The 18,940-nt window shown below is 62.2% G+C and carries 15 protein-coding genes; 5 read left to right on the top strand and 10 right to left on the bottom strand.

What is annotated here, in order from left to right; translation table 11 throughout:
• Nucleotides 1–9: 9 nt before the first annotated feature.
• Complete coding sequence (gene guaD / locus ACN9MW_RS18925) at nt 10–1,311, top strand: guanine deaminase (RefSeq protein ID WP_426162020.1); 1,302 nt, start codon at nt 10–12, stop codon at nt 1,309–1,311.
• Nucleotides 1,312–1,423: 112 nt separating this feature from the next.
• Here the strand turns inward: guaD and pyk are convergent, their stop codons facing one another.
• The 5 genes from pyk to gcl are packed head-to-tail and all read right to left on the bottom strand — an operon-like array spanning nt 1,424 to nt 7,586.
• Nucleotides 1,424–2,845, bottom strand: a complete 1,422-nt coding sequence (gene pyk / locus ACN9MW_RS18920; RefSeq protein ID WP_426162019.1) for a pyruvate kinase — start codon at nt 2,843–2,845, stop codon at nt 1,424–1,426.
• 28 nt (nt 2,846–2,873) lie between these two features.
• Nucleotides 2,874–4,145, bottom strand: a complete 1,272-nt coding sequence (locus ACN9MW_RS18915) for a glycerate kinase type-2 family protein (RefSeq protein ID WP_426162017.1) — start codon at nt 4,143–4,145, stop codon at nt 2,874–2,876.
• Between the two features lies 1 nt (nt 4,146).
• Nucleotides 4,147–5,034, bottom strand: coding sequence for a 2-hydroxy-3-oxopropionate reductase (gene glxR, locus ACN9MW_RS18910; protein WP_155455714.1), 888 nt, complete (start codon nt 5,032–5,034; stop codon nt 4,147–4,149).
• An 18-nt stretch (nt 5,035–5,052) separates the two neighbouring features.
• Nucleotides 5,053–5,832: a hydroxypyruvate isomerase gene (gene hyi, locus ACN9MW_RS18905; protein ID WP_426162015.1), complete on the bottom strand. Its 780-nt coding sequence runs from the start codon at nt 5,830–5,832 to the stop codon at nt 5,053–5,055.
• Nucleotides 5,833–5,843: 11 nt separating this feature from the next.
• Nucleotides 5,844–7,586: a glyoxylate carboligase gene (gene gcl, locus ACN9MW_RS18900; protein ID WP_426162014.1), complete on the bottom strand. Its 1,743-nt coding sequence runs from the start codon at nt 7,584–7,586 to the stop codon at nt 5,844–5,846.
• Between the two features lie 126 nt (nt 7,587–7,712).
• Between gcl and ACN9MW_RS18895 the strand changes: the two genes are divergently transcribed.
• The gene (locus ACN9MW_RS18895) at nt 7,713–8,681 is read left to right on the top strand and encodes a LysR family transcriptional regulator (protein WP_426162012.1); all 969 of its coding nucleotides are present in this window, start codon (nt 7,713–7,715) and stop codon (nt 8,679–8,681) included.
• On the opposite strand, the gene ACN9MW_RS18890 is transcribed toward ACN9MW_RS18895, so the two are convergent.
• The 3 genes from ACN9MW_RS18890 to ACN9MW_RS18880 all read right to left on the bottom strand — a co-directional run bounded on the left by ACN9MW_RS18890 (nt 8,611) and on the right by ACN9MW_RS18880 (nt 12,315).
• A complete protein-coding gene (locus tag ACN9MW_RS18890) occupies nt 8,611–9,570 on the bottom strand; it encodes a hypothetical protein (protein WP_426162011.1) in 960 nt (319 codons plus the stop codon). The two genes, ACN9MW_RS18895 and ACN9MW_RS18890, sit on opposite strands and share 71 nt — an antisense overlap.
• A 74-nt stretch (nt 9,571–9,644) precedes the next feature.
• Nucleotides 9,645–10,526 carry a flagellin gene (locus ACN9MW_RS18885; protein WP_426162010.1) on the bottom strand — a complete coding sequence of 294 codons (882 nt, stop codon included), beginning with the start codon at nt 10,524–10,526 and terminating at the stop codon, nt 9,645–9,647.
• A 172-nt stretch (nt 10,527–10,698) separates the two neighbouring features.
• Nucleotides 10,699–12,315, bottom strand: coding sequence for an electron transfer flavoprotein-ubiquinone oxidoreductase (locus ACN9MW_RS18880; RefSeq protein WP_426172238.1), 1,617 nt, complete (start codon nt 12,313–12,315; stop codon nt 10,699–10,701).
• A gap of 211 nt (nt 12,316–12,526) precedes the next feature.
• On the opposite strand from ACN9MW_RS18880, the gene ACN9MW_RS18875 reads away from it, so the two are divergent.
• Nucleotides 12,527–13,303, top strand: a complete 777-nt coding sequence (locus ACN9MW_RS18875) for an SDR family oxidoreductase (RefSeq protein ID WP_090436401.1) — start codon at nt 12,527–12,529, stop codon at nt 13,301–13,303.
• A 171-nt stretch (nt 13,304–13,474) separates the two neighbouring features.
• On the opposite strand, the gene ACN9MW_RS18870 is transcribed toward ACN9MW_RS18875, so the two are convergent.
• Nucleotides 13,475–14,020: a LuxR C-terminal-related transcriptional regulator gene (locus tag ACN9MW_RS18870; RefSeq protein WP_426162009.1), complete on the bottom strand. Its 546-nt coding sequence runs from the start codon at nt 14,018–14,020 to the stop codon at nt 13,475–13,477.
• Nucleotides 14,021–14,102: 82 nt separating this feature from the next.
• Between ACN9MW_RS18870 and ACN9MW_RS18865 the strand changes: the two genes are divergently transcribed.
• Both ACN9MW_RS18865 and ACN9MW_RS18860 read left to right on the top strand, forming a co-directional pair.
• Nucleotides 14,103–14,801, top strand: a complete 699-nt coding sequence (locus ACN9MW_RS18865; protein WP_426162008.1) for a CoA transferase subunit A — start codon at nt 14,103–14,105, stop codon at nt 14,799–14,801.
• Nucleotides 14,802–14,813: 12 nt separating this feature from the next.
• Nucleotides 14,814–15,458, top strand: a complete 645-nt coding sequence (locus ACN9MW_RS18860; RefSeq protein WP_426162007.1) for a CoA transferase subunit B — start codon at nt 14,814–14,816, stop codon at nt 15,456–15,458.
• Between the two features lie 96 nt (nt 15,459–15,554).
• On the opposite strand, the gene ACN9MW_RS18855 is transcribed toward ACN9MW_RS18860, so the two are convergent.
• Nucleotides 15,555–18,923, bottom strand: a complete 3,369-nt coding sequence (locus tag ACN9MW_RS18855; protein WP_426162006.1) for a pilus assembly protein — start codon at nt 18,921–18,923, stop codon at nt 15,555–15,557.
• Nucleotides 18,924–18,940 lie beyond the last annotated feature (17 nt).

The following is an 18,940-nucleotide window of genomic DNA, read 5'->3' as shown; positions in this document are numbered from 1 at the left end:
GAAAGCGCGATGACTACTTTGAAAGCTTTCCGCGCCAGCGTCCTGCATTTCACGGCCGATCCAGCCTTTCATGCCGATGCGCACGCCTGGCATGAGGACGGCCTGCTGGTTATAAACGACGGCCGCGTGCAAGCGGCCGGCGACTACGCACAGCTGAAAGACACGCTGCCGCCCGATACCCAGGTGCGCGACTACCGCGGCAAGATCATCATGCCGGGTTTTATCGATACCCATATCCACTACCCGCAGATGGACATGATCGCGTCGCCGGCGCCGGGGCTCTTGCCTTGGCTGGATACCTACACCTTTCCCACGGAGCGCCAGTTCAAGGATCCGGCGCACGCGGGCGAGGTGGCCGACTTCTTCGTCAAGGAATTGCTTCGTTGCGGCACCACTACAGCCATGGTGTATTGCACGGTGCATCCGGAATCGGTCGACGCGTTCTTTGGCGCGGCTGAAGCTCGCAACCTGCGCATGGCTGCCGGCAAGGTGATGATGGACCGCCATTGTCCGGACTTCCTGAAGGATACGGCAGAAACCGGTGCGCGCGAAAGCGAGGAACTGATTCATCGCTGGCATAACAAGGGCCGCAATATGTACGCCCTCACGCCACGCTTTGCGCCGACTTCCACCGAGGTACAGATGCATATGTGCGGCGAGCTGGCGCGCGCCTATCCTGACACTTACGTGCAGACGCACGTGGCGGAAAATGTCGACGAAGTGGCGTGGGTCAAGTCGCTGTTCCCGGATGCGCGCAGCTACCTGGACGTGTACGACAAGTACGGACTGCTGCGCCCGCGCTCGATGTACGCGCATTGCATTTGGCTGGACAACGAGGATCGTGCCCGCATGGCCGCTACTGGCGCCGCCGTTTCGATGTGCGCCACGTCCAACTTGTTTCTGGGCAGCGGCCTGTTCGACTTCGCAGCGGCTGACAAGCAGAATGTAGCGTTGTCGCTGGCGACCGACGTTGGGGGCGGGACTTCGTTCTCGATGCTGCAGACCATGAACGAGACCTATAAGGTCGCGCGCATGGGCGGGACTTTTTTGCCGGCGCTGCGCATGTTCTACATGGCGACGCTGGGTGGTGCGCGCAGCATGCAGCTGGAAGGTACGGTGGGCAATTTCGTTGCCGGCGCAGAGGCCGACTTCATCGTGGTCGATCCGAAGGCCACGCCGTTGCTGGAGCGCCGCTCCACGCGCTGCAACAGCCTGGAGGAATTGCTGTTTGCGCTGGCGTTGCTCGGGGATGATCGGGCGATTGCGGCAACTTACGCAGCTGGTGCGCAAGTCCATCAGCGCGGCGAGTAAAACCGGTAGGGCAGGGTCAGACCCAAGGGTCTGACCCGTTTTTCATACGCCACAAATAAAAAGACGCCGGTTGGAGGACCGGCGTTAAAAGAGAAAGTCTGTACGTTGCTGTTTATTGCGGCCAAATCTCGGCCAGGCGCAGGAGGTTGGTGCTACCGGGTTGGCCGAATGGGGTGCCGGCAGCGATAGCGATCTGGTCGCCTGCCTTTACGAATCCTTCCCGCAGCGCTGTGCGGCATGCGGCTGCAACCATTTCATCGACGCTGTTCACGTCCTGGCTTACGGTGCTGTGAACGCCCCAGGCGAGTGCCAGGCGGCGCGCGGTTTCCGGCTTGGGTGTGATACTGACTATCGGCGCCATCGGGCGTTCGCGCGCGGTGCGCAGGCTGCTGTGACCCGAGGTGGTGTAGGCCACCATGGCTTTCGCGCCCATGATCCGCGCGGCGTCGCGCATTGCGGCGCTGATGGCGTCACCTTTGTTTGGTAGTGGCGCCTGGTGCTGGGCCTCGATCACGGCGGGATACAGCGGGTCGCGCTCAACCTCGGAGATGATGCGGTCCATGATCGATACTGCTTGCACAGGGTATGCACCGCTGGCCGATTCGGCCGACAGCATCACGGCATCGGCGCCTTCATACACGGCATTGGCGACGTCCGAGGCTTCGGCGCGGGTCGGCACCGGTGCGCTGACCATGGATTCCAGCATCTGGGTGGCGACGACCACCGGCTTGCCGTGCTTGCGGCACAGGCGCACGATGCGTTTCTGTACACCCGGCACGCGCTCTGGGGGCAGCTCGACGCCGAGGTCGCCTCGCGCCACCATGATCGCATCCGACACGCTGACAATTTCTTCCAGCCGGTCCAGGGCGGCAGGCTTTTCCAGCTTGGACAGCACGCCGGCGCGCCCTTGAATCAGCTCCTTGGCCTGCACCACATCTTCCGGCAGCTGGACGAAGGACAGGGCGATCCAGTCCACGCCCAGCCCCAGTGCGAATTCGAGGTCGGCTTTATCCTTGGCGGTCAGCGCCGGGATCGGCAGCACGGCATCCGGTACGTTCACGCCCTTGCGGTCGGAAAGTACACCGCCCGTCACTACGCGGGTGCGTATGGTGTCGGCGTCGCTGGCCAAGACTTCGAGGCGGATGCGGCCATCGTCCAGAAGCAGCGATTGGCCGGCGCTGACGGCTGCGAAAAGCTCGGGGTGCGGCAGGCGAACGCGCGAGGCGCTGCCCGGCGCCGGCGCCTGGTCCAGCTGGAATTCGGCGCCGGCATTCAGCGTCGCCTTGCCGCCCTCGAACTGGCCGATGCGAAGCTTGGGTCCTTGCAGGTCGGCCAGGATGGCGATCGGACGGCCCAGCTCCTTTTCGATGGAGCGCACGATGCCGTATCGGGCCTCATGGTCGGCATGGCTGCCGTGGCTGAAGTTGAAGCGGAAGACATCGGCACCCGCTTCGAACAGCGCCTTGATGGTGACGTATTCGCTGCTTGCGGGGCCGAGGGTTGCTACGATTTTTGCTTTGCGTTCGCGACGCATATTGGTGTCTCTCTCTATTCTCAGTAAATCAAAGAATCAGGATGGCGCGGAAGTCGTTCACGTTGGTGCGTGTCGGTCCGCTGACCACCAGGTCGTCCAGCGCGCTGAAGAAGCTGTAGGCGTCGTTGTTGGCCAGCAGGTGCTTGCCGCTCACGCCTTTCGCCTCGGCGCGGGCCAGCGAATCCGGGGCGTAGACAGCCCCGGCATTGTCTTCCGAACCGTCGATGCCGTCGGTGTCGCAGGCAATCGCGTGCACGCCTTCGGCACCTTCCATGGCTAGTGCGAAGCTGAGCAGGAATTCCACGTTGCGGCCGCCGCGTCCGCCGCCGCGCACTGTGACGGTGGTCTCGCCACCTGACAGGATGACGCATGGGCGCTGAAACGGTTGGCTGCGCGCCACCACCTGGCGAGTCATCGCCGCGTGCATCAGGCCTATGTCGCGTGCTTCGCCTTCGATCCCGTCTGACAGGATGTACGGCGCGAGGCCGGCTTCGCGCGCCTTCGCGGCAGCGGCTTCCAGCGCATGCTGGGCGGTTGCGATAACGTGGTGGCTGTGGCCTTCGAAGCGAGCGTCGCCGGGCTTTGGTGTTTCGCTGGCATCCGATTGCAGGTGTGCCAGCACGCTTTTCGGGATCTCGATCCGGTACTTGCACAGGATGGCCAGTGCTTCGGAACTGCTGGTGGCATCCGGCAGGGTTGGCCCACTGGCGATCACGCGCGGATCATCGCCCGGCACGTCTGAGATCAGCAGCGTGACAACGCGCGCTTTGCCGCAGGCCAGCGCCAGGCGGCCGCCCTTGATCGCGGAAAGGTGCTTGCGCACGCAATTCATTTCGCCAATGGTGGCGCCGCTTTTCAGCAATGCTTTGTTGAGGGCCTGCTTCTCGGCCAACGAGATGCCTTCCGCCGGCAGGGCCAGCAGGGCCGAACCGCCGCCGGAAATCAAGCACAGAACCAGGTCGTTTTCGGTCAGGTCCTGCACCATCTCCAGCATGCGCGCCGCAGCCTTCTGGCCTGCATCGTCAGGTACGGGATGCGAGGCTTCGACCACCTCGATCTGCCGGGTGTCGGCACCATGGCCATAACGTGTCACCACCAGCCCCGACAAGGGGCTTTGCCAATGCTGCTCCACGGCTTGCGCCATGGCTGCAGCGCCTTTGCCTGCGCCGATCACCAGTGTCCGGCCGTTCGCAGGGGGCTGCGGCAGGTAATCCTGCACCAGGTTGCGCGGATGGACTGCGCCAATGGCGGCGTTATACAGGTCGAGCAGTAGCTCGCGTGGGGCTGGTGTGGACGTCATATCAAGCCTGTGCGATGCGGTGGTTGGACATTAGTTCAATTGCCTGGCACAGCGCGGAGTGGTCGAGGCCGGACAAGCCGTTGGCGGCGCAGGCGTTCATCAGTTCCTGCGTGGCCGAGGTGTTTGGCAACGACACGCCCAGCGCCTTGGCGCCTTGCAGGGCCAGGTTCAGGTCCTTCTGGTGCAGGGCAATGCGGAAGCCCGGGTTGAAGGTGCGCTTGACCATGCGCTCGCCATGCACCTCCAGGATGCGCGAGGATGCGAAGCCGCCCATCAGCGCTTCTCGCACCTTGGCGGGATCGGCACCGGCCTTGGATGCGAACAGCAGCGCTTCGGCCACGGCCTGGATGTTCAGCGCCACGATGATCTGGTTGGCCACCTTGGTGGTCTGGCCGTCGCCGTTGCCGCCGACCAAGGTGATGTTCTTGCCCATCAGTTCGAACAGCGGCTTGACTGTGTCGAAGGCTTCCTGCGGTCCGCCGACCATGATGGTCAGCGAAGCCGCCTTGGCGCCCACTTCGCCGCCGGACACCGGAGCGTCCAGGTAGGCGCAGCTCTTTTTGTTGATCTTCTTGGCGAATTCCTTGGTGGCGATCGGCGAAATGGAACTCATGTCGACCACGATCTTGCCGGCGGAAAGGCCGGCTGCGATGCCGTCTTCCGAGAACAGCACTTCCTCCACCTGCGGGGTATCCGGCACCATCAGGAAAATGATGTCGGCGCGCTTGGCCACTTCCATCGCGGAGGTGCAGACCGTGGCGCCACCTTCGACCAGGTTGGCCGGCGGGTTCTTCACGTCGTGCAGGTAGAGTTTGTGGCCTGCCGCTTGCAGGTGACCGGCCATTGGGCCGCCCATGATGCCGAGACCGATGAAACCGAGCTTTTGCATTTTGCTTTCTCCTTTGATTTACGCGGCCAGTTCAGCGCGCCAGCCGAGGCCCGCTTCCGTACCCGCTTTTGGTTTGTATTCGCAGCCCACCCAGCCGTCGTAGCCGATTTCGTCCAGGAAGTTGAGCAGGTAGCGGTAATTGATTTCGCCGGTGCCCGGCTCGAAGCGGCCCGGATTGTCGGCCAGCTGTACATGCCTGATCACCGACAGGTGGTTCTTGATGGTGTTGGCCAGTTCGCCTTCCATGCGCTGCATGTGGTAGATGTCGTACTGCAGGAACAGGTTGTCCGAGCCGACCGATTCAATCAGGTCCAGGCCCTGGCGCGTTCCCGACAGGAAGAAGCCAGGAATATCGAAGGTGTTGATCGGTTCGATCAGCAGCGGAATGCCGGCCTTCTTCAACGCGGCAGCCGCGAACTTCAGGTTGCTCACCAGGACGGCACGGGCATCGGCATCGGCCACGCCTTGCGGCTTGATGCCGACCAGGCAATTGATGCGCTGGGTGCCCAGCACGCTGGCGTAGGCGAGGGCGGTTTCCACGCCCTGCTCGAATTCGCCGATGCGGTTCGGGTGGCAGGCGATGCCGCGCTCACCGCCGGCCCAGTTGCCGGCCGGGAGATTGTGCAGCACCATTTCCAGCTTGTGCTCTTCCAGTTGCTCGTGCACTTGCTGCGGTTCGAATTCATACGGAAACAGGAATTCCACGCCCGTGAAGCCGTTGCGCGCGGCGGCGCCGAAGCGTTCCAGGAAAGGCTGCTCGTTGAACAGCATGGTCAGGTTGGCAGCGAATTTAGGCATTTGCTTTCCTCTTATGCAGCGTCGATGATGTCGTTGAATTCATTGATGGCGTTGATCTCGGTGCCCATCGCGATATTGGTCACGCGCTCAAGGATCACTTCCACCACCACCGGCACGCTGTACTTGGCCATCAGCTCGCGGGCTTGTTCGAAGGCAGGGATGATGTCGTCCGGCTTGTGCACGCGGATCGCCTTGCAGCCCAGGCCTTCCACCACGGCCACGTGGTCGACGCCGTAGCCGTTCAGTTCCGGTGCGTTCACGTTCTCGAAGGACAGCTGCACGCAGAAGTCCATGTCGAAGCCGCGCTGCGACTGGCGGATCAGGCCCAGGTACGAGTTATTCACCAGCACGTGGATGTAAGGCAGCTTGAACTGCGCGCCCACTGCCAGCTCTTCGATCAGGAACTGGAAGTCGTAGTCGCCCGAAATCGCCACGATGTCGGTGCTCGGATCGGCGGCGCGCACGCCCAGCGCGGCAGGAATGGTCCAGCCGAGCGGGCCAGCCTGGCCGCAGTTGATCCAGTTGCGCGGCTGGTAGACGTGTAGGAATTGCGCTGCAGCGATCTGCGACAGGCCGATGGCCGAGACATAGCGCGTATTGCGGCCGAAGTACTTGTTCATCTCCTCGTACACGCGCAGCGGCTTGACCGGCACGTTGTCGTAGTCGGTACGGCGCAGCATGGTGCGCTTGCGGTGCTGGCACTGGGCCACCCAGCCGGTGCGGTCGCGTAGCTTGCCGGCGGCCTTCCATTCCTTGGCTACTTCGACGAACAGTTCCAGCGCGTAGCCGGCGTCGGACACAATGCCCAGGTCAGGGCCAAAGACGCGGCCGATCTGGGTTGGCTCGATATCCACGTGCACGAAGGTGCGGCCTTCGGTGAACACGTCGACCGAGCCGGTGTGGCGGTTCGCCCAGCGGTTGCCGATACCGATGATGAAGTCGGATGCCAGCACGGTGGCGTTGCCGTAGCGGTGGCTGGTCTGCAGGCCGGCCATGCCCGCCATCAGCGGGTGGTCGTCGGGGATGGTGCCCCAGCCCATCAGGGTGGGGATCACCGGCACGTTGACGATTTCCGCGAACTCCTGCAACAGGGCGGACGCATTGGCGTTGATGATGCCGCCGCCGGCGGTGATCAGCGGGTGCTCGGCCTCGTTCATCATTTGCAGCGCTTTCTCGACCTGGGCGCGCGAGGCGCGCGGCTTGAAGGCGTCCAGCGGGGTGTAGGTCCCGGGATCGAACTCGATCTGCGCCATCATCACGTCGAACGGCAGGTCGATCAGCACCGGGCCCGGACGGCCGGAGCGCATCAGGTGGAAGGCTTGCTGGAACACGCGCGGCACCTGGGCCGGCTCCAGCACCGTGGTCGCCATCTTGGTGACCGGCTTGGCGATGGACGAGATGTCGACGGCCTGGAAGTCTTCCTTGTGCAGGCGGGCGCGCGGCGCCTGGCCGGTAATGCACAGGATAGGGATCGAGTCCGCTTGCGCCGAATACAGGCCGGTGATCATGTCGGTGCCCGCAGGACCGGAGGTGCCGATGCAGACGCCGATATTGCCGGGGGCAGCGCGGGTGTAGCCTTCTGCCATATGGGATGCGCCTTCGACGTGGCGCCCCAGGATGTGCTTGATCGTGCCGTTCTTTTTCAGTGCAGCGTACAGCGGATTGATGGCGGCGCCCGGTACGCCGAATGCGACCGAGATGCCTTCCTTCTGCAGTACGTGGACAGCCGCTTCGGCCGCCGTCATTTTTGCCATGGTGATCTCCTGATATGCATGCAAAGTCTGTTGTTGATGTTTTGTATGCTATAGGCGATGAGTTCCCCTGATAAGACGACAAAAAATCGTTTCATTCGATACTCTGAGTATGGAATAATCAAAACCATGGACAAACTGAAGCAAATCGAGGCCTTCGTGGCCGTGGTCGAGAAGGGCAGCCTGGCGCGTGCCGCGCTGGAACAGAACATCACGCCGGTGATGCTGGGGCGCCGGATCGATGCGCTGGAAAAGCGTTTGGGCGTCAAACTGATGCACCGCACCACGCGCCACCTTACCCTGACGGAGCAGGGCAATGTCTTCCTTGAGGATTGCCGCAAGCTTCTCTCGGGCCTGGATATCGCCGAGCGCAATATTTCGGAAGGCCGGCACAAGGCGACGGGCCACCTGATTGTGTCCGCACCGGCCTCATTTGGGCGCCAGCATGTTGCACCGCACGCGCCGGCCTTTTTGGCTGCCAATCCCGACGTGCAGATCTCGTTCAACCTGACCGACCAGGTCATCGACCTGGTGCGCGAGGGCTATGACCTGGGCATCCGCATCGGTGGCGTCATCGACCCCAGTTTCGTGGCAGTGCGGCTGGCGAAGAACCGCCGTGTTGTATGCGGCACACCGGACTACTTCGCCCGCAATGGCATTCCGCGCACCTTGGACGACCTGGCGCAGCACAACTGCCTGGCATTCAACCTGCAGGGCGGCCAGCAGCGCGGCTGGTATTTCCAGCAGGGTGGCAAGCCCGTCACGGTCAGGGTGCAGGGGAATCTGGACTGCAACGACGGCGAACTGCTGCACCGCTGGGCGTGCGAAAGCCTGGGGCTGGCGTGGCGATCAACGTGGGAGATCCAGGCCCAGCTTGCCGAGGGCAGCCTGATTACAGTGCTGGACGATTTTGCGCTGCCCGATTACGACATCATGGCCGTCTACCTGCAGCAAAGGCATCTGCCGGCGAAGATACGCTTCTTCATCGACGAGTTGAAGGAAGTCTATTCCCAGCCGGGCTACTGGACTAGGCCGACAGCGCTTGTTCCGGCAAACGCGGTTGCGACAGGAACACGGCCACTTCCGCCATCGCCTTGAACAGCGAGGCGGTCAGCAGCGCCACCTGCGTGCGCGAAGGATCGTTTTCGAGGTGGTTGACCGGCGTCAGTTCACGCATCAGGCGCGCGCGCACGATCTGCAGGCCGCATTGGCCAATGATGGTGGCGATGCGCGGCAACAGCTCGCGCATCTGCTGCATGGCTTCATTGCTGGCGGCGCCGATCTCCAGCACGACGCCAAGTTCGGAGGGCTCCATCTGCACGACAACCTTGCCGATGTCGGGCAAGTTCATTTCCAGCCGCAGCGCCACGCGCGGCCGGCGGCGGCGCTGTTCCGGCGGCCCTTCGTCCTGGCCCGGATCGCGCGCCACGACGCGCAGCGTCAGTTTCTCGGCGCCCCAGGCGTAGACCGCGAAACGCCAGGCATCCAGTTCGGACACCAGGCCAGGGTGCGGGCGCCCGTCGCGCAGCACAGGCGGCGGCGGGTCGGCCATGAACAGGCTGGAGGGCACATGGCGGCCTTCGTTTTGCTGCTGCAACGCGGCGCGCTGTTCGCTATAGGTGCGCACCATGACTTGCCACGACGCGGCCAGCAAGGAGGTATCGGGGGTGTGCCAGACCATCTGGCGCAAGGGGAACAACTGGTTGGGCTGCATCGACAACGCTTCCTGCGAGAGCAGGGCGCCGATGGTGGCGCCGGCGGCAGCGGTGCTGCGGACCAGCTGGCCATGCTGCGCACCTTCCATCGCCGCGATCAGCGCACCGACGGAAGCGGGCAAGCCGCCCTGCAGCGCGAACTCGGGCGTGTCGCCCGGTGGCTGGGCAACCGGCGGAATCGGCTGGGCATTGACCTGGCCGGGATTTTCCCGGACCTGGCGGTCGTGGATGCTCAGGCTTGGATTGGAAGGAGTGACGCGATCGATTGCCATACAAACTGATAGTAATACGGCGATATAAAAAAAGCCAACCGCGTACGGTTGGCTTTTTCAGGCCACCTGCGGAATTACTGCAGCAGGGACAGGACCAGGGAGGACTGGCTGTTCGACTGTTTCAGCATGGCGGTGCCAGCTTGCAGCAGCATCTGCGAGGAGGTCATCTTCGCGGATTCGGAAGCGAAGTCAACGTCCATGATGCGGCCGGTTGCGTTCTTGGTGTTGGTCGAGATGTTGGCCAAGTTGTTGTAGACGTGGTCCAGACGGTTCGACACAGCACCCAGGTCGGAACGCAGGGCCGACACTTTGTCGATCGCGGTAGCAACGATGTTGATGGTGGCGTTCGCGGATGCGGTCAGTTCGGTGGTGGCACCGCCGGCTGCGGCACCGGTTGCGCCGTCGTAGTCTGCGGACACGGCTTCCAGGGCGGTGTCGATGGCGGTCAGGCTGGTGTCGAACTTGGCGTTCAGCTTTTCAGCGGAGTCAGCACCGATCTGGAAGTCAACACCAGCGGCAGCCGACAGCTTGCCGGTGGTCTTGGTCAGCAGTGCGGTACCGCCGAACTTGGTGTTGGTCATGATGTTCGACAGTTCGCTGGTCAGGGAGTTGAACTCGCTCTGCATTGCGGTCTTGTCGTTGGCGGTCGAGGAACCGTCAGCTGCCTGGGTTGCCAGGTCTTTCATGCGGTTCAGGATCGAGGTCACTTCGTCCAGCGCGCCTTCAGCGGTCTGCAGCAGGGAGATGGAGTTCTGGGTGTTGCGCATTGCGACGTTCATGCCGCTGGTCTGCACTTTCAGGCGGGTTGCAATCTGCAGGCCTGCAGCGTCGTCCATTGCCGAGTTGATGCGGAAGCCGGTGCTCAGGCGGGTCATCGAGGTCGACAGGGTGTTCTGAGTGCGGGTGATCGAGTTTTGTGCGGACAGGGCCGCTGCGTTGGTGTGAAGGCTCAGCATGATAACTCCTGGGTGGTTGGTTCAAATCGAGCAGCGGGTCTTTTTCTGCGCTCTCAGAAGTACAAGACGACCGTGGGGCCGGGAGCATTAAGTGCCGAGTGGAAATTTTTTTGATTTTTTTTGGCCGTTGCCAGGGTGACCATGGAAAAGGGGGCCGAAGCCCCCTTTGTCCTTACATATTCGGATAGTTCGGTCCGCCGCCACCTTCCGGCGTGATCCAGACGATGTTCTGGGTCGGGTCCTTGATATCGCAAGTCTTGCAATGCACGCAATTTTGCGCATTGATCTGCAGGCGGTCCTGGCCTTCGTCGGTCTTGACGAATTCGTATACGCCGGCAGGGCAGTAGCGTGATTCGGGTCCTGCAAACTTGGCAAGGTTCACATTCACCGGCACCGAGTTGTCCTTCAGCGTCAGGTGGATAGGCTGGTCTTCCGCGTGGTTGGTATTCGAGATGAATACCGACGATAGGCGGTCGAAGGTCAGCTTGCCATCCGGCTTGGGATAGGTGATCGGGGTGAATTCCGAAGCAGGGCGCAGGCAGGCGTGGTCGGGCGTCGAATGGTGCAGGGTCCAAGGCGCCTTGCCGCGGAACACGATCTGGTCGATCCCAGTCATCAGGGAGCCCAGGTACAGTCCCTTCTTCAGCCAAGGCTTGACGTTACGCGCCACGTGCAGTTCTTCATGCAGCCAGGACTGCTCGAAGGCGGTCGGGTAGGCTACCAGCTCGTCGGCGGAACGGCCGGCGCCCAGCGCAGCCACCACTGCTTCCGCGGCCAGCATGCCCGACTTGATTGCAGCGTGCGAGCCCTTGATACGGCTCATGTTCAGGAAGCCGGCGTCGCAACCGATCAGGGCGCCGCCCGGGAACACCAGCTTAGGCAGCGATTGCAGGCCGCCGGCGGTAATGGCGCGGGCACCGTAGGAAATGCGCTTGGCGCCTTCAAAGAAGGTGCGGATTTCCGGATGGGTCTTGTAGCGCTGGAATTCTTCGTAGGGCGACAGGTAAGGGTTCTCGTAATCGAGGCCGACCACGTAGCCGACGACGACCTGGTTGTTTTCCAGATGGTAGAGGAAAGAACCGCCGTAAGTCTTGGTGTCCAGCGGCCAGCCGGTGGTGTGGATCACCAGGCCCGGCTTGTGCTTGGCAGGATCGATTTCCCACAGTTCCTTGATGCCGATGCCGTAGGACTGGGGGTCCTTGCCCTTGTTCAGGTCGTACTTGGCCATCAACTGCTTGCCCAGGTGGCCACGCGCACCTTCGGCGAACAGGGTGTACTTGCCGTGCAGCTCCATGCCGAGCTGGAAGTCAGGGCCTGGTTCGCCATCGCGCTTCACACCCATATTGCCGGTCGCAACCCCTTTGACGGAACCGTCGTCGTTGTACAGGATTTCAGCGCCGGTGAAGCCAGGGAAGATTTCCACGCCCAGCGCTTCGGCTTGCTGGCCCAGCCAGCGCACCACATTGCCCAGCGAAATCACGTAATTGCCGTGGTTCTCGAAACACTTCGGCAGGATGAAGTTCGGGGTCTTGTATGCCTTGGTCTCGGTCAGGAACAGCACGCGGTCTTCGGTGACTGCGGTGTTCAGCGGAGCGCCCAGCTCTTTCCAGTTGGGGATCAGTTCGGTGATCGCCTTTGGGTCCATCACAGCGCCGGACAGGATATGGGCGCCGAGTTCGCCGCCTTTTTCCAGCACGACCACGGAGGTATCCGGGTTCAGCTGCTTGATCTTGATCGCTGCCGACAGGCCAGCAGGGCCGCCGCCAACGATCACAACGTCGTACTCCATTGCCTCGCGCGGGCCGTACTGTTCTACAAGGTTGCTCATAGTGTTTTTATAAGAATGATGGAAAATTCGGTGCTGAAAATAGAACGAGTGTGCTCTTTTTTCCCGGGTATTGCAACGGTGGCGCCATTGTGAGGGCTAATATTAGACGTGGCAATCTAATAAGGAGGTTTTTTGTGTCATCATGGCGGAACGGAATTATAAGGAGTGGCCGGTGGGGATCGAAGTTAATTTTGAGGGCAAGATCGCCCTGATCACAGGCGCCTCCAGCGGTCTCGGCGCCCGTTTCGCCAAGGTGCTGGCGAAAGCAGGTTGCCAGGTGGTACTGGCCTCGCGCCGCATCGAACGCCTGAAGGAACTGCGTGCAGAAATCGAAGCCGATGGCGGCGCCGCCCATGTGGTGACGCTGGATGTGACCGATTATGCGAGCATCAAATCCGCCATCGCCCACGCTGAAACCGAAGCGGGGCCGATCGACATCCTGGTGAACAATTCTGGTGTATCAATGACGCAACGCTTGCTCGATGTGTCGCCGGAAGATTATGACTTTGTCATGGATTGCAACCTGCGCGGCGCCTTTTTCGTGGCGCAGGAAACGGCCAAGCGCATGATTGCGCGCGCCAAGGGCGATCCGCGCAAGCAGCACCGCATCATCAATATCGCCTCGGTGGCCGGGCTGCGCGTGTTGCCGCAGATTGGCGTCTACTGCATGAGCAAGGCGGGCGTGGTGCAGATGACCAAGGCCATGGCGGTGGAGTGGGGCAAATATGGCATCAACACCAACGCGATTTGCCCGGGCTATATCGAGACCGAAATCAACGAGGATTACTTCGCCAGCGACCAGGGCAAGCGCCTGATCGACATGCTGCCGCGCAAGCGGGCGGGCAAGCCGGAGGACCTGGATGGCTTGCTGCTGTTGTTGGCGGGCGATGAGGCGCACTTTATCAATGGTGCCATTATCTCGGCCGATGATGGCATGATGGCGGGCTGAAAACCGGTAAACCGGGGTCTGACCCGAAGGGTCAGACCCCCGACGGTTTCAGGGTCCCGAGGCTGGTTCCTGGACTTCGACTCTTTGAAAAGATCAACAACGCACAACCGTAACTCCAGGCGGTGCCGCTGACAGGGTCAGACCCTTGGGTCTGACCCAGATTTACCGGTTCTAGCGTGCCCCAGCCAGTTTATGGACCAGTTCCGTGGCGGTAGCAGCACCGAACTTGCGCATCAAGGAAGCGCGATGCATCTCCACCGTCCGCGGCGACAAGCCGGCATCGCGCGCAATCATCTTGCTAGTCTTGCCTTCGACGAGCAGCGCCGCGATTTCGCGTTCACGCGGCGTGAGGGCCGCCGACACCGGCCGCTGCTCCGACACGTCCTCGAACGTCCAGATCCCGGCCCCAAGCGGCTGCGCCGTCTCCAATGCGCGCCCGGTCACGTGGCACCAGAACAATTCTCCATTGGCGCGACGCATGATGCGCTCATCCGAATAACGCCCTTTGGCATTCATGATCGGGATGATGCGGTCCCCGGTGCGCAAGTATTCGTCCTGCGTCGGGTACAGCACCTGGAACGATTGCCCATCCAGTTCACCCGCTCCGTAGCCGAACATGGCGGCCAGCGCGTCATTGCCGGCCTTGATCACGCGCTGGTCCGACACGCACATGCCTACCGGGGCGAATTTGAAGATGGACTCATAATTGATCGGCATTGCGGTATTTCTACGGTATTGAAGTTTGGGCGAGCGTATTCTATCCTCAATCGCCTTCTGGCCATTTGAACAAGGAGACATAATGAACAAGATTTACCCGGATGCCAAGGCCGCCCTGGCCGGCATCGTGGCCGACGGCCAAACCATCGCGGTCGGCGGTTTCGGCCTGTGCGGCATTCCCGAGGCGTTGATCGCCGCCCTGCGCGATAGCGGGGCTACGGGCCTGACCGCGATTTCCAACAATGCCGGCGTGGACGGCTTCGGCCTGGGCCAATTGCTGGAAACCCGCCAGATCAGGAAGATGATCTCCTCCTACGTGGGCGAGAACAAGGAATTCGCGCGCCAGTTCCTGGCCGGCGAACTGGAACTGGAATTCACGCCGCAAGGCACGCTGGCTGAAAAGCTGCGCGCCGGCGGCGCCGGCATTCCTGCATTCTTCACCAAGACCGGCGTCGGCACCATTGTCGCCGACGGCAAGGAGATCCGCGAATTCGACGGCGAACAGTATGTGATGGAACGTTCGCTGGTGGCCGACGTTTCGCTGGTCAAGGCCTGGAAGGCCGACAAGACCGGCAACCTGGTATTCCGCAAGACATCGCGCAACTTCAACCCGAACGTCGCCGCCGCAGGCAAGGTCTGCGTGGTGGAAGTGGAAGAGATCGTCGAAGTCGGGGCCATCGACCCGGATGCCGTGCACCTGCCGGGCATCTACGTGCACCGCATCGTGCTCAACGCCACCCCGGAAAAACGCATTGAACAGCGCACCGTGCGTGCCAACTAAGGAGAAGACAACATGGCATGGACTCGTGATGAAATGGCCGCGCGCGCGGCAAAAGAGCTGCAGGATGGCTTTTATGTGAACCTGGGCATCGGCTTGCCGACGCTGGTTGCCAATTATGTGCCGCAACATATCGAAGTGTTCCTGCAGTCGGAAAACGGCTTGCTGGGCATCGGCCCCTTCCCGACCGAAAGCGAAGTGGATGCGGACCTGATCAATGCTGGCAAGCAGACCGTGACCGCCTTGCCTGGCGCTGCTTACTTCAGCTCCGCCGACTCGTTCGCCATGATCCGGGGCGGCAAGATCAACCTGGCAATCCTGGGCGCGATGCAGGTGTCGGAAAAGGGGGACCTGGCCAACTGGATGATTCCCGGCAAAATGGTAAAGGGCATGGGCGGCGCGATGGACCTGGTGGCGGGCGTCAAGAAGGTGGTGGTACTGATGGAGCACGTCGCCACCGCCAAGGATGGCTCGACCTCGCACAAGCTGCTGAAGAAATGCGACCTGCCGCTGACCGGCGTGGGCGTGGTGGACATGATCATCACCGACCTTGGCGTAATGGAGGTGACGCCGACCGGCATCAAGGTGACCGAACTGGCCCCAGGCGTAACGCGCGAAGAAATCGCCGCTGCTTCCGGCGTGGAATTGTCGTTCTCCTGAGCACGCAGCCAAAGAAAAAAAGGGACGCCTGCTGGCGTCCCTTTTTTGTATTGATAAGGCTGTCAGGAAAAAGGGGCGCCGATGCGCCCCCGTTTCCTACTGGCCTTTGACGTAAGTGTATTTACGTTTGCGGACCGATTTGATGTTCGGATTGATGCGCGTCGACTGGATCGGCGCCGCTGTACCGCCGATGCCGATCCCAACAGTTACGCGGGGAGGCTCAGTGCCAGTGCCAGGCCTGCCCGGGTCGCCTGTCTCGCCCACCCTGCGGACTTTTACACCACGGGCCAGCACCGGCGAAGGTGGCAGGCCGCCACCGGCAAACACGGAGGAGCGGTTGCCGCCGCAGATGCCGTCGGCACCAATGGCGCCAGACGCGTTGAACAGGTTAACCACGTAACCGCGTGCTTCACCCAGGGCGGTGGAGCAGCTTGCCGCGTTGCCGACAATCGGACGGTTGGTACTGAACATGACAGTGCCACCGGCGATCAGGGACGAGGTCACGACCTGTTCGCCCTTCTGCAATTCCATGAACCAGCCGCGGGTGCTGCCGTTCGGCAGGACGTTCGGCGAATTGCAGCTGGTCGACGCCGTGCTGTTGGTCAGGCTGGCGTCAAGGTTCAGCCCAGCCTCGTCAGTTGTGGGCCGCAGGGACAGGTCATCGAGCGCCACGTAGAAGCGGTTGGCGGTCGACTCGTAAGGATACTGCCACGACAGCGGGTGCTCACGGTCGCCGCTGCCCAGGGCCAGGTAGACGAAGCCCTTGTTGTACAGTAGGGCCGGGCCGAACATGAATTTGCGCGGGCTGCTGGCCTGGTTGGTGTAGGCCACGCGGTACATGCGCCAGTTGCCGGCCGTGAGCTGTGCTCTGGTGGTGGGGCTATCGATGAAGTCGATGCGGTAGATATTGCCGCCAAGGTCGGCCGCGTAGGCGTAGTCAACCATGCCGTCGTTGTCGATGTCGACCATCGACACGTCGCCGACGACGCTGCGCTTGGTCCTGAAGCTGGCCAACTGGGAGCCGGTTTCCGCGTCCATGATGTAGACGTATCCGCCTTTGCCTGCCACGCAGGTGGGGGCGCCGGTGTTGGCGTCTTCGCAGTTGTCGTAGCCGCCACCCATCACGATCACTGGCTTGCTGGGCGAGTAGCCTTTGACGAAGGCCAGCGCCGGGATGGACCAGGTCTGGCCGATGCCATCGAAGCCCGGGGTGCAGCCGCTGTCATTGGTCAGGTTCGGGCAACCTACCGACCACATCAGGCGTGGGCTGTCGATATCGGTCACGTCCAGGCCGTATACCATGCGGCCACCGCGGCGCATGGTCGGGTAGATCCAGATCTTCTTGGGATCGTTGGCATCGACCGGCAGGTTCTGGAACACGCCGGTGGAACCGTCGAAGAAGTAGTCTTTCGGGCTGCCGACGGCAGCCACGTCGCCGGGACCGGACACGTTCGGGTAGTTCACCAGCGGGGTCTGGTCTTTCAGGCGCGACAGGCGGCTGAAGAATTCAGGGGCGACAAAGGCCCAGCGTTCCTTGCCGTTGCTGGCATCGACTGCGCGGAAGAAGCCATCGTTGGCGCCGTAGAAGACGAACACGTTGTTCTCGTCATAGGCCAGCGGCAGCGGGCGCGAGTGGATCACGTCGCCGTGGATCGACGGGCGGGTGGTGGTGGTTGGCATGTTGTCGCCGCGCTCCTGCGTGACGTCCGCGCCCTTGATGAAGTTGACCACGTCGGCTGGCAAGCCGCTGTTGGTGGTGTTGAAGGCCACCAGCGAGGTGCCACCCGGGACGCGGGTGTACAGGGTGCGGTTGACGGCATAGGTCGGGTCGCCGGTGAAGCTCGGGTCGTTACCATTGCGCAGCATCTGCGCCGCCGCGCCTTTTTCAACCGATGGTCCGTCCGGCGCGTCGGAATAGGGCGACACGCCGCGCGGCAAGGCCTTGCAGCCGCTCGCCGGGTCGGGGTTCAGGCCGAGGTTCTCCCAATACGGTCCCTTTTGGACGGTCCAGAAGCTTTGCGCGCAATCGGTGATGAAGCCGGTATTGTCGTTAACTGCCAGGTTGGCGTTGGCGTCGCCCAGCTTGACCTCGGAGCCATCCAGCACCAGCTGGTAGCGTTTCAGGTTGCCGAACCAGCGCGGCTTGGCATCCGGGTCGGGGCGGAACATGCCAATGAAGACCTGGTTCTGGTTTTGCGAACGGTTGGTGGCGTTCACTGGCAGCGAAGTCGACGCGAACGTCGAGTTCACAGCCAGCACCTCGCCAATGATCTGGTTCAAAGCATCGAGGATGGCTTGCTGGCTCTTGGCGGCGAAGTATTTGCCGCCGCCGGCGCGCGCCATGCTCAGCATCAGCTTGGTGTGCTCGATGTTTTGCTGGGCGTTGTACACGTCGATCGTGTAGAACGTGACCTTGGACTTCATTGTGCTGGCCGGAATCGGCACGCCCTTGTCGTGCATGAAGCGCGCCCACTCGTCGGCATTCCAGGGATTGGAGTCGGTGGTTTCGCCGCCGGTCGGCACGTTGGTCACGGTGCTGTTGACGCCGTTGATTGCATACGATGAGGTGCCGACCGGGCAGATCTTGCTGCCGTCGTTCAGGGGCGAGCCTATCCTGCAGCCGTCAGTGTAGTTGCCGCAGGTGGTGGGCCACGGCGCCATGTTCAGCTCATTGCCGGCGGCGCTCTGGCTCGCGTAGCAGACCGAGGTCTGGCCGATATTGGTGACGCTCTCGACGGTCTGGGTCGAGAAGTTCGGCAGGCCGAGCTGCCTGGTGCTACCGCCCAGGCTCTGCAACTGGGTCGTGTTGGCGGAATCGTCCTTGGTCGGGCCGCTCTGGTCCGGGTTGGTGACGAAGATCACGATCGTCTTGGCGCAGCTGGCGTCGTCGGTCAGCGGCGACTTGAACGGCACCCAGCGGCTAACGTAGCCGGCGGGATCGGCGATCGAGCTCGGCGTGACGCCCTGCGCGGCGGAGTAGCCGGGACGGCCGCCGAGGTAGTTGTACACGTCGTACATCAGGTTGCCGTACATCGTGCCCGAGTTGCGCTTTTCGATCGGGCTGGTAATGGCGCCGTCGATGGTGTTGAGCCGGTTGTTGAACTGGTTCTTTGCCGACGCGGTCATCGGCTGCACTTGGAAGCGCACGAAGCCGCCGTTGTCGTTGGCGTTGCCGTCGGTGACGAACTCGAACAGGCCGACGTTGACCTTGTCGTTCAGGGTGGCAATCGCGTCCTTGATGGCGCGTACCTCGGACTGGCCCTGGGACAGGCCGCCGGGCCACTTCTGCGACTGGCGCGACCAGTTGGACGTATTGTCCAGCACGATCAGGATGCGTGGATTGATCGAGGTGCCGGCAGAGGCCCCGGTGAAAATATCGATGTCGTCAGCGCCAGCCGGGAACGACAGGAGGGTGGCGCATGCACCGAGGCTGGCGGCCGCGGTGATCATTAGCTTTTTTTGCATGGCTGGCTCTCAAATAA

Source organism: Pseudoduganella sp. R-34, from assembly GCF_049904655.1.
Taxonomy (GTDB): domain Bacteria; phylum Pseudomonadota; class Gammaproteobacteria; order Burkholderiales; family Burkholderiaceae_D; genus Rugamonas.
The sequence above is the reverse complement of the archived record's forward strand: the minus strand, read 5'-3'. Positions and strand labels throughout refer to the sequence as shown.